Raw genomic sequence first — 13,501 nt, forward strand, 5'->3', positions numbered from 1 at the left:
AGAAGGAAGTAATATGCATCATCTCGTGTTAAATGGAATAGTTTCCGCTCTATTACCTGTCAGTAGTTTTGCTGCGATACAGCAAAGCGCACTTTTTAACCTTCATCCAAGTATTATTCAGCCTGAGCGTTTGGCACGAGGTGAATCAAATTATCAATTAGAACCATCCGTTGATGAAACCGAAGAGTCGACAGGAACAGAAGGGGAAATTAGCCTAAGCAAACTGGCTGGTGTGAAAGAGCTAATTATCCTTGCTGCTGATGTGAAAGATAAGCACTTGTTTTATCAACGCATCCGTCCTGGTATAGAGGTTATCGATTTAAAAGCAGGATCTAGCGGTAAGCAACAACTGATATTTTGGCTTAAGCAGTATCGTGGTCTTGATGCTATCCACTTGGTGTCACATGCGACAGCGGGCACTATCCACTTAGGCGATGAGCGAGTAAATAAAACAGACTTCGCACACGATAGTCAGCTTACTGACGCGATAAATCAAGCAATGAAGCCCGGCGCTGATCTGTTATTTTATGGCTGTGAATTAGCGGCCAGCAATCATGGTTTTGAATTGGTCGAAATCATTAAAAAAAATACGCATGTTGATATTGCAGCCTCAAATAACTTGACGGGTAGTCGCGATCTAAATGGCGACTGGGAGCTAGAAATACATAAAGGTGAAGTGAATACTACTACCCCTTTTTCTGAGGCCGCATTAAGAGATTTTAGTGATGTATTAGCTATTGATAAAACCATCAATATGGGAGGTTTTGCCCAGCAGGAGTACAGAGAGCCTACTACTTACACTTTTAATACTAATTACACAGCGAGGTTGTCTATTGATGATGGCGACCCTGACGGTAACTCGCTATATTGCTACCTAGGGTTTTGTTACGTTGATTGGGATAGCAAGTCAACAGGTGATAAAAAACTGTATTTTGATTTTAGTACAAACCAAACGTTCGATATTACTAGCCTTTATCTATATTCTGCTACTGTACAAGCCTTTACCATTGAATCTGATAACAATGATTCAACGAGTGTCTCTCTCAATGGAGGAGGTCAAACGGTTAATTTAAACTGGACTGGCATCACTAAAGTAACGATCCGTAAAAGTGACAACTCAGATATAGAATTTAGCAAAATCGACAACTTGGTTTTAACTAATATTTCACCACCAGACTCGACAGCCCCTATTATCAGTCAAGTGACACCGGTTACTACGCCAACCCAAGACAACACACCTGATTATATTTTTACTACAGACGAAGCTGGCACGTTAGCTGTTGGAGGCAGTTGCGGTACGTCAACTTCCACCACCATAAGTAGTACGGGTAACCAGACCATCACGTTAACACAAACAAACAACTCATCGCCTTTAGCAGATGGAACGTACAGTAATTGTACAATCACGGTTACGGACGATGCGTCGAATACTAGTAATACACTCAATATTCCATCTTTTGTAGTGGATACCACCGCGCCAACGGTGGCTGAAGTCACAGCGGTGTCGACACCAACGAGTGATACAACGCCAAACTATACGTTTAGTACTACTGAAACTGGCACATTATCTGTTGGTGGCAGTTGTGGTACATCAACTTCTACAACGATTAGCAGCACTGGAAACCAAACAATAACCCTAACCCAGAGTGACAACACTTCGCCACTCGCAGAGGGTACCTATAGTGACTGTACTATTACAGTCCAAGATGCTGCAGGTAATACCAACACACCCTTAGCAATTACTGCGTTTACTGTCGATACAGCAGCGCCAACATTTGATGGCGCTAATTCTACGCCAAATGACAATGCCACTAACGTGACAGCCAGCAATGATATTGTTATCGACTTCAGTGAAAATATTGTGGCTGGGACTGGCAACATTACCATTAGAGACGTGACAGGTAGTAGTAATTTTCAGGTTTTTGATGTGACGTCTGCTACCGCAACAACAACTCCTGGTGCGGGTGGTATCGGTATTTCGGGTGACAAAATTTATTTAAACCCAACCACAAATTTAACCGGCAACCGCAACTACGCGATACGAATTGACGCGACCGCAGTCGATGATAATGCAAGCTTTAGCTTTGCAGGCATTAGCGACGATACTACTTTTAATTTTTCAACAGCCAACACCCTGCCTGTGGTTGACTTAGATTCGAGCTCTGGCTCAGATGACAGCAGCGCGGCTTTCTCAGAAGGTGGAGGGGCTGTTAATATTGCAACAAATGCGGCTGTCACCGAGGCTGATGGGGATACGATAACCACGGTTACTGTGTCATTAACTAATGATCAAGACGGTGCTGCTGAAGGGTTGAATGTAACGGCCGCGGCACAAAATGCGCTAACAGGGGTTTCTGGCGCCTCTGATATTACGTTACAAGATACCATCTCAATAACAGGTGCCTCAGCAACAGCTTCAGAAGTGCAAACTTTTCTGCAAGCAATCACATACAACAATACCTCCAGCGCACCAAATGAAACGGCTAGAACGGTGACGGTTGTTATTAATGATGGCTCTACAAGCAGTGTATCAAGAACGGCAACCATATCAGTGACTAATGTCACCGCGGCAAGCTCCAATGCTGCAGGGTTTAATACAAATAGTGGTACTAACCTATCACCTGCGATTACTTTCACTACAGAAAGTGAAACGTTGACCATCGCTGATGCAACCCACGCAACAGGCTCGAGCGCTGATGGTGGAGCTGGTGCTGGTACTGATGAGCTCATTGTTGCGACTAACACGGACTTAACAGCGCTTACCTCACTTAGTGGGTTTGAGACGCTTTCTCCGGTTTCTTCCGGTAATTTGACATTATCAGAGGCACAGCATGATAGCTTTACCACGATTAACGGTTCAGGTACCAATACTTTCACGCTATCAAGCACCACTGTAGATGGTGTTATTACCGCCGATGCAGATATTGAAACTTATGTTTTAGATGCTGCGTTTACAATTACACTCGCCGCTGCGAGTCAAAATATTACAGGTAGCACGGGTAATGATACTGTAAATGTTGCAGGATTTAGCGCAACTGGAACGCTATCAGGGGGAACTGGAACGGATACATTACAGCTCGGTAATGGTGCCAATATAAGCGGGGCGACGTCAATTACTGGGTTTGAAACGCTGAGCTTAGCAAGTGGTGCGTCAGTAACGATGACAGAATCACAGCATGACGCTGTTTCTTCAATTACCGCAGCAGGCTCTGAAACGATAACCATTAGTAATACTTCCGATGGATTAACAGGTAACGCAGCCGTTGAGGCTTACGTTTTGTCAACCGCAAACACCTTTACGCTTGGTGCAACTGGGCAAAGTGTTACCGGTAGTAGTGGTGATGACACCGTGAATATTGGCGCCATAAGTGCTAGCGGGACATTGGCTGGGGGGTCAGGGACAGACACGCTGAATATCGGCGATGGTGGCAGCATCGCGGGTGCAAGTGTTAGCGGTTTTGAAAACCTCTCGGTTGCAACCGATGGCGCGATAACTATAGACGCATCTCAGATCTCTGGGTTTACAGGTACGGTCACTGCGGGTGGAACGGGAGAGTCACTAACGGTTTCTGGAGATGGTGATATTTCAACCATAACTGCCATTGAAAGTTACACGCTTCTAGATGATAGTAATAATTCAAGAACCGTGACGGTGAGCGGTGCTGGGCACTCAGTTACTGGCACTTCAAGTACCGATGCCATTACATTTGATGTTGGTGCATTGAGCTACACAGGAACCATTACAGGTGATAACACAACAGCGGATACGCTTGCGTTAAGTTCTGGTGCGGACATTAGCGCTGCGACGATTAATGCAGTTACAAATCTAACGCTTGCCTCAAACAGTACCGTAACTATGTCTGTGGCACAGCATAATAGTTTTACTGGTACCATCACCGCAGCAGGCTCAGAAACCATCAACCTGACCGGAGATGGAGACTTTACAACTTTTACAGGCGTTGAAACCTACAGCGTTGGCGACGATACTCGAAATACCAGAACCATTACAGTTGGCAGTGCGACAACAAATGTGTCTGCTGTTGCTGCTGATGATGCCATTATTTTTGATATTGGCGGCAGCGCATATGCCAGAACATTAACTGGGGATGCCACTGTTGCCGACTCTGTTCGCGCTTCTGATGGCGCAGACTTGACCAGCGGCGGGTTTGTTAATATAGGTTCATTAACGCTTTTAGGTGGCGCAACAGTGACTTTGGACGCGGCTAATATTAGCAACAGCTTTACCACTGCAATTACGGGGGCTGCTGGATCAGAAACACTCAAGCTGATGGATGGCGGAACATTCAACTTTGCAAACACTAGCGTATCTGAAATTGAGAACATCGCGATTGGTTCCCTAAACATATTTACGATAACCCTAACTGATAACTTTGACTCAGATGGCGGTACAGTTGCCATTTCTAATTCACTGGGCTTTCCGCTTTCGGCTGCACTTACACTGAATGCAAGTGCGCTCAGCGGCGATTCAATTAACATGACGGCGACGGATTTTAATGGCAACGATACCATAACCGGTGGTAGTGGTGCAGACATCATTAGACCTGGCGGAGGTACGGATTCACTGACAGGTAACGCTGGTAATGATAACTTTGTGGGCAGTGCCTCAGATCTCAATGGTGATACTATCACGGACTTAAGCATCGGAGATATCATTACCATCACTGGCGTTACCGGTTTAACGACAAGTAATGTACGTTTTAATGGTACCAGTACACTTCAGGTTGATACAGATGCGACGGATTTCAGTGCGGTTGAAGTAGCTATTAGCCTGTCAAATGCACCGAGTAATTCGCTTGTCTTTACGGTTGCTGACAACGGCGCAAATACTGATATCACCTTTGTTAGCCCGAACGATGTGCCGGTATTTAGTAATTTAAATGGCGGTGCAACCTTCTTGGAAAATGGCTCTGCGGTAGCAATTGACTCTGATGTGGTGATTTCTGATACCGAACTTGATGCACTTGATAGCGGTGTTGGTAATTACAACAACGCAAGCCTGACTATTTCACGAAATGGTGGTGCAAGTTCGCAAGATATATTTGGTAACGGCGGATTATTGGGAACGCTTACTGAGGGGAATACATTTGTTTATAACTCAGCCACTGTTGGCACTGTTACGACAAACTCTGCTGGCACCTTAGTGTTAACTTTTAACACTAGTGCAACCTCTGCCATTGTTGATTCTGTACTACAAAGTATTACTTATCAAAATAGTTCGGAAGCGCCGCCATCCTCAGTGACACTGGATTATGTATTTAATGATGGGGAAGCTAATAGCTCCGGGACTAATCAAGCTGCTGTCACTATTACGGCGAATGATGATGCCCCCACACTACTGACATTGACACTCAGCTCGAACAGCATAAATCAGTCTGTTGCTACGACAGGGTATAATATTGGCACTTTATCCACGACTGATGTCGACGATTCCTCACATACTTATTCCTTGGTTACTGTGGGTAGCAGTGATGCAGGAACCTGTACAGCGAGTACTGACAATGCGAACTTTGAAATTAGCGGTTCCTTGCTGTCTGTAAAAAATGACTTAGATGCAGGTTCACATACGGTTTGTATTCAAACTGATGATTCAACTAATACGCTACAAAAATCCTTCACGATTACGGTTATTGACGACGTTGCGCCAAACGCTCCTTCTACTCCCGATTTAATAGCAGGTTCAGATAGCGGCGCATCTAACACGGATAACATCACAAATGACACCACACCAACGTTCTCTGGTACTGCGGAAGATGGCACGACAGTTAAACTTTACAGTAGCCAAGTTGGTAGCGGAAACACAGTAATTGGCACTGGTACTGCAACAGGCGGCAACTGGCAAATTACCACCTCTGCACTAACCGCAGGAATAGTACATGCCATTACTGCCACTGCCACTGACAGTGCGAATAACGTTAGCAGCAGCTCTAGTGCATTAAACGTCACAATTGATACAAGCGTGCCTAATGCTCCAACAACACCTGATATGACTGCTGCTACAGATAGCGGCTCGTCAAATACGGATAATATCACTAATGATACAACGCCAACATTTACAGGCTCAGGGACTAATGGTGACACGGTTACACTGATTTCTAGCGTGGACGGTACGCTTGGCAGTGTTGTGGTGTCTAGCGGTAGCTGGACTATCACACCCAGCTCCGCGATGTCAGAAGGTGGGCATTCTATTTCAGCTAGAGCCACTGATACCGCGGGTAACACCGCTGACAGTGGCGCATTATCGGTGACCATTGATGCCAGCGCTCCTACGGGCGTAACTGCTACGATAGACCAAAGCGTAATCAACGCGGCAAATGAATCGGCATTAAGCTTCGCCTTGTCTGGTTTGGATGGTTCGGGCAGCTTTTCGTATTCAATATCGGATGGAACTAATACGGTTAGCAGCTCAGCAAGTATTACCATTACAGGTACGACTGCTCAAGTTAATTCTGTTGATGTGTCGAGCTTGGCAGAGGGAACCTTGACCTTGAGCGTTGTTATTACTGACGCGGCTGGAAACCAAAGCGCACCATTTACTGATACGGTAACGAAAAAGTACAACGTTGCGCCTGTACTTTCTGGCACACCAGCGACCAGTGTAAATGAAGACAGTCTTTATGAGTTTACACCAACTCTGACGGACTCTGACACAAATGATACGCATACATTCAGTATTACTAACTCGCCTAGTTGGGCAAGTTTTAATACTCAAACTGGTAAACTGTCTGGCACGCCAACTGATGCAGATGTAGGGACAACTGCAAATATTACGATTTCGGTTAACGATGGCACTGACAGCGACTCATTGACGGCATTTAGCATAGAAGTAATAAATACGAATGATGCCCCCACAGGGCAGAGTATTGGCTATACGATCGATGAAGGAGGGACACTATCTCGTGATTTGAACAATGGCCTATTGTCGCTTGCAAGTGATGACGATTTAGATTCCAGTGATAGCCTAACAATAGTCAAAGACACAGATCCTCAATATGGCACGCTCACACTCAATACCGATGGTAGCTTTAGCTACATCCACGACGGTAGTGAAAATCATACAGATACTTTTACCTACCATGTCGAAGATAATTCAAGCGCCAGCTCACCGGTTTATACCGTAACTATTAATATGAATGCGGTTGAGGATGCTCCTACGGCATCGAACGATGCGTTAGAAACATTGGAAGATGTTGCAAAAGCGATTAATGTCACCACCAATGACAGTGATCCTGAAAATAATTTAGTCGCGTCATCCATTACGATTAAAACACAACCGACCAAAGGGTCATTAGGTGTGAATACCAATGGTGTTGTTACTTTCACCCCAACGGCCAATGCAAACGGCTCTGATTCTTTCACTTACACAGTGAAAGACTCGACCGATGCTGAGTCAAATGTTGCGACAGTCAATATCACTATCACACCGGTTAATGATTTACCAGTAGCAGCAAACTTTACGCCGAATATTGATGAAGACACGCCAACATCAGCCCTAACGGTACGAGCTAGTGCAACAGATGTGGAAGATACCAATCCATCTGGTGCAATCACAATTGAATCGCAGCCAACCAAAGGGCAAACTGCCGTTGATTTAAATAACGGCACCATAACATATACCCCAAATGCTAATGAAACAGGTGATGATAGTTTCACTTATTCGATCCTTGATAGTGAAGGTGGAAAGTCCAACATCGCGACCATTTCCGTCAACATCGGCGCGATTAATGACCGACCTGTGGCATCAAATGACTCTGGCTCAACCAATGAAGATACTGTTACAACCATAAATATCTTAGCTAATGACTCAGATGTAGAAGATCAAAGTTTTGATGGTTCAGATATTACTCTAGAAGACAAAGGAGATGGTGTTGGTAATTATAATTTAGCAACGGTAACTGTGGGTACCGATGGTCTACTGACTATCACACCAAAACAAGATAAAAATGGTGAGCTTACATTCACGTATACTATTGTTGATAGTGAAGGGCTGAGATCCGACCCTGCAACTGTAACTGTCACAATTAATGCAGTAAATGATGCGCCTGTGGCGGTCGATAATCCGGTTCAGCAAATCCAAGAAGATGGCAATATAGAGATCAATATACTTGGAAATGACACAGATGTAGACAGTCAGCTGGACGTTACAAGTGTTGTAATCGTTAGCCAACCTCAGGGTGGTACGGTGCAAGTGCAAACGACGGGGCGAGTAGTGTACACTCCGAATGCTAACTTCTTCGGTAATGATAGCTTTACCTATACTGTGAATGATGCGGAGGGTCTGACATCCAATACTGCGACGGTTAATATCACAGTAACATCAGTTAATGACAGTCCGGTAATTTCTGGAACGCCGCCCACATCAGTGAATGAAGACAACACATATAGTTTTACGCCCAGTGCCTCCGATGTTGATGGCGATAGCTTGACATTCAGTGTTGCCAATTTACCGAGTTGGGCAAGCTTTAATAGCACGTCAGGCACAATCTCCGGTACGCCGACAGAAGGACAAGACGGCACTTATAGTGGTATTGTGATTAGTGTATCTGATGGCCAAGCCGAATCTTCACTGACCGCATTTAGTATCATTGTAAATGCAGTGAATGATGCACCAACTATCTCGGGCACACCGAGTACATCAGTAAAACAAGACGAAGGATATAGCTTTACGCCTTCAGCGACCGACGTGGATTCTCAAACGCTGAGTTTCTCCATCACAAACCAGCCTGTATGGGCAAGTTTTGATACTGCTAGTGGTCAACTGTCTGGTACACCATCTAGAGAGAGTGTAGGCAGTTATAACAATATTGTTATTAGTGTCAGTGACGGTTCTTTGAGTGCAAGTCTACCTGCCTTTAGTATCAATGTTGAGGCTGTCAATGCGGCACCCATTGCCAATAATATGCAAAGAAGCGTTGTCGAAGATGGAACAACGAGTTTCCTAGCGGACGTTAGTGACCAAGATGGAGATACATTAACAGTAGAACTGGTTTCACAGCCACAAAACGGTGTCGTTGGAGTTCAAGGAAATGTGTTTAGTTATACTCCATTACCAAACTTTAACGGCTCAGATACGTTTACCTACAGAGCATCTGACGGTGAGTTGACGTCTGCCGTGGCGACGGTTTCTATGTCTGTAACATCTGTGAATGACGCACCAATTGCTATAGACGATAACTTTAGCTTTGATCCTGAAGCGTCTAATCAATATGTGTTACCCGTTTTAGAAAATGATACCGATCCAGATGGCAGCGCACTAACTATCGTGGGTGCTAAAGCCTCAATCGGTAATGTGTTTGTTTCTAATGATACGCTGACGTATCAAGCCGTGCCAAACTCACAAGTACCAATCGTCATTACTTACTTGGTGGAAGATAGCAGTAAAGCTCGGGCAAGAGCGACGGCCAATGTGACCATAAGTAGTTCGGGTACTGGAAATACTCCTGAAATCACCGCACCTAATGATTTAACAGTTAATGCAACAGGCTTGTATACAAAAGTGAACCTTGGAACGGCTGTTGCGACAGACAGTGCAGGAAATGCCTTGCCAGTTTCTTTGGTTGGGGGTGCTCCGATTTTTGCACCTGGTAAACATATAGTTTACTGGCAGACTATTGATAGCCAAGGTCAAGTGGCGACTGCCAGCCAAAACTTAACTGTAAACCCACTTGTATCATTGCAAAAAGATAGCAGAGTTGCAGAAGATAGAAGTCATTCAATAGCGGTATATCTGAATGGTCCTGCACCGAGTTACCCTGTCACTATTCCTTATACAGTATCGGGCACTGCTGATAGCTCAGATCATGATTTGCGCTCAGCAGAGGTGGTTATTAACTCTGGCACCAGCACCAGTATTAATTTCAATATTTTTGCCGATGGGGTAGCCGAAGGCGATGAAACAATCTTTGTAAGTCTTGATGATTCAGTAAACAAAGGGGCTAAATCGACATCAGTTGTGACGATTGTTGAGCAAAATGTCGCCCCTAGCCTTACTACCTTGGTATCGCAGAGTGGCGAAGAACGTAGTTTAGTTACAACATCTGGCGGTTCAGTCACAATCACAGCGACAGCTTCAGATCCAAATCCAAATGATCAAGTGAGCGTATCTTGGATCCCGGACTCACCGATAACAGATATCTCGAGTGACCCATTTGTGTTTGAGTTTGACCCTACCAATATCTCTGCTGGTATCTATAAAGTGAAAGTGACAGCAGAAGATAATGCTACGCCAAGTTTATCTACTTCTCGAAATATCATTATTGAGGTTGTCTCTACCTTGGCTGAGTTGACTGGGGATGACAGTGATGGCGATTTAATTCCCGATGATCAAGAAGGTTATGCTGATGAGGATGACGATGGGATCCCTGATTTTCTGGATGCCATTACCGAGTGTAATGTTATTCAAGAACAAGCCTTGGAGTCGACTCAGTTCTTAGTTGAGGGAGATCCTGGAGTTTGTCTACGTAAAGGCGCGACAGTGCCACAAAATAACACAGGTGGTTTGCAGCTGTTAGAGGAGGAGTTACCTTCTGATCCGACAGCTAATAACGCTGGTGGGATCTTTGATTTCATTGCAACGGGTTTACCACAGCCAGGTGATGTGTACAGCATCGTGCTACCACAACGTCAGCCAATCCCGCTAAATGCGGTATACCGAAAGCTGATTGGCGGTCAGTGGCAAGACTTTGTGTTAGGCGACGGTAACGAACTACTTTCAACAGAGGGAGAACCAGGTTTTTGTCCGCCCCCTGGCAGCAATGAGTGGGTTGCTGGGCTAAATGAAGGAGATTGGTGTGTGCAGCTTCGAATAGCCGACGGTGGTCCCAATGATGATGATGGTCTAGCAAATGGTAGCATTGTTGACCCAGGTGGTATTGCAGTCCCAATTAGTGATAATACGCAGCCAATTGCCAATACTGACTCTGCTTCTATTTACTCGGGTCAAACACTCTTAATTGACGTGCTAGAAAATGACACCGATGCTGATAGCGACACACTCTCGATTACTAGCGCATCTGTCGATTTTGGTGATGTTACAATAGAAGATAACAAACTTCGCTATACCCCACCTGCCACGTTCATTGGCAACGCAACTATTCAGTACGGTATCACCGACGGCAAGGGAGGCTCTAGCAGTAGCACTGCAACAGTGACAATTATTGCAAACCAGCCACCTCAAGCCGCGAATGACACGGCGACATCATATGGTACACAAATTACGATAGATGTATTAGCAAACGATGCTGATCCCGAAGGAGGAATATTAAGTCTTGTCTCTGCCACTGCGAGTCAAGGTACGGTTGCAATAAATATTGATGGTACTTTGAGCTATTCACCAAAATCTGGCTTTGAAGGTGTCGATACCATACTCTACACGGTAAGAGATGAGCTAGGAGCTTTAGCTGAAGGACAAGTTCGTGTTACTGTATCGATCAAAGAGGTAACATCCGTTAAAAATACGTCTTCAGGGACGATGGGAGGTATGTTGGTACTGTTAATTAGTGCATTAGTGATCCGCCGCAGGAAATCATTATTACCAGCCTTTGCGTTGATCAGTAGTACATGTGTGTTAAGCACTCAAGTGCAAGCGGGTAGTTGGAACATTGAAGCGTCAGTTGGACAATCAACTGCGGATAGTGAATTAACTAGCCCAGATCTGAGCCTCATCAGTTTAGATGATACAAGTAGCAGCTGGTCTATTGGGGCATTCTATGAGTTGATCCCTAACTGGCATGTTGGCCTGCGTTATGTTGATCTCGGTCAGGGAAGCGTGGAGTTTGAAGGCTTAAGTGGCAACCCAGAGCAAAGTCAAAATCTAATTTCGCGTGTTGCACCGGTATTACCAGAGGGACCAGCGCTGCAATTCAATTACACGAAAACCTTTGCAGATAAGTTTGTTGGAAAAATGTTTTTAGGTGCATTTAACTGGGACTACAAAATCAACAGTGTGAGAGAAGAGCGCTTTTCAACACGTTTTGAAGACAGTGGTACAAGTGGTTACTTGGGTGGAGGGGTACATTATCAACTTTCGGATGAGTTAACGCTTGGTGTTGATTACAGTCATTACTTTATTTCAGCAAACGATGTTCAAGATGTAGCGATTAGCGTGAGTTATCAGTTTTAGCGCTACTATAGATTGGCCGTTTAGCGATTCGATTTTTATTGAACTGCTAAACGGCCAATTGAAACCGTTATTACCAATAGGCTTAATTACGTAACCTATTTTTAGGCAAGAAAATATTGCTAATTATTTGTGTTAAATATTAAGCTTTTAACATAGTTAGCGTCAGACTTACGCTTTCAAATTGAGCAAGTATTTTATAAATATACAGCTTGTGACTTCAAGTTCAGGTTAGTTGAGTAAGATAGCTAACTCTTCAGATCCCTTTTCTTGAATGGCATGTATTGAGCTACCAGATTTAAATTGGCTATCGACTGTGCCTTCTTTTAAGCGTGATAGGGTAATATGCGACTTACAAGGTTTTTTCTTGTTCAAACTATCGTCATGTAGTCCTTCTATACTTCCAAGTAAAATAGTGTAGCTGCCGTCATTATCATCCAACTCTACATAGTGATTGATTGATGAAGGATCACCTGTATTGGAAGTGCAACTCGCGTTAAAAGATAGGGTGAGGGTGGTGTCTGGCTCATTGACTGGCTTCCACTCAACAACTATCCGGCTATCTTTGCGATATGTAGCAGCGACCGGTGAATATAACAACACCTCTTCCGGTAAGACTACTTTTGAGGTGAGTGTAGTGTTTTCCTTACTTCTTATTAATTCAAGTTTAAATTCAGTATTTTTAGCCGGTTGGCTAAAGTATCCTTGGTAGTCGATATCTAAAATATCTTCATCCATCTCTAACACTTTTACTTCATTACCAACGGTGGCTTGTACTTTGTCGCTGGGGCTAAGAATAATATTTGCGCCTATACTACTGTTTTTATTAAATTCAGTAACAACTCGTGCGCGTTTACCATCTGCGGTAAGACGAATGTCTGCCCAAATTTTTTCGGTCGCGACAATATCTGAAGTAGTGGACTCACTAGAGCAGCCACTGGTTCCCAAAATAAACAGTAAACTTGTTAACCCATAAATGTATTTCATTTCATCTCCTTTGATTGTCAGAATACGTATTCAGTATACATGCTGTAAATAGTTTCTAAAATAGTACACAATAGCAAAAGACATTTTTTTACATTTTTTACAGTATCCACTTGTTAATGAAGCGTTTTTTTGAAGCTGAAACTCTGGTGAAAATACTACTTGTGAATATTGCAATCAATGAGGTGTCTATGCACGTGCGCAATGTAAAAAGTGACGAACAAGAAACATCTAATACCAATTTGCTTAATTAAGTGGTCTATTTTGAGGCGAGAAAATCTTGTCGATAACTCCGCTACCGCGTCCTGCTATCGCCAAGGTACCTACATCCGTGTAGGCAAGGCAAAAATTTTGCTATTTAGTTGTTCTAAATGAGAAATT

Annotated in this window: 2 protein-coding genes; one reads left to right on the top strand and one right to left on the bottom strand. The window is 44.0% G+C overall.

Annotated features, from left to right (window positions below; all coding sequences use genetic code 11):
• Positions 1-13 precede the first annotated feature (13 nt).
• A complete protein-coding gene (locus tag EAG18_RS13055; protein ID WP_125252821.1) occupies positions 14-12,139 on the top strand; it encodes an Ig-like domain-containing protein in 12,126 nt (4,041 codons plus the stop codon).
• 228 nt (positions 12,140-12,367) lie between these two features.
• Here EAG18_RS13055 and EAG18_RS13060 read toward each other — a convergent pair whose 3' ends face one another.
• Entirely contained in the window at positions 12,368-13,123 is a 756-nt protein-coding gene (locus EAG18_RS13060) for a hypothetical protein (RefSeq protein ID WP_125252822.1), read from the bottom strand.
• Positions 13,124-13,501: the final 378 nt, after the last annotated feature.

Source organism: Pseudoalteromonas sp. J010 (assembly GCF_003934235.1).
GTDB classification, from domain to species: Bacteria; Pseudomonadota; Gammaproteobacteria; order Enterobacterales; family Alteromonadaceae; genus Pseudoalteromonas; species Pseudoalteromonas peptidolytica.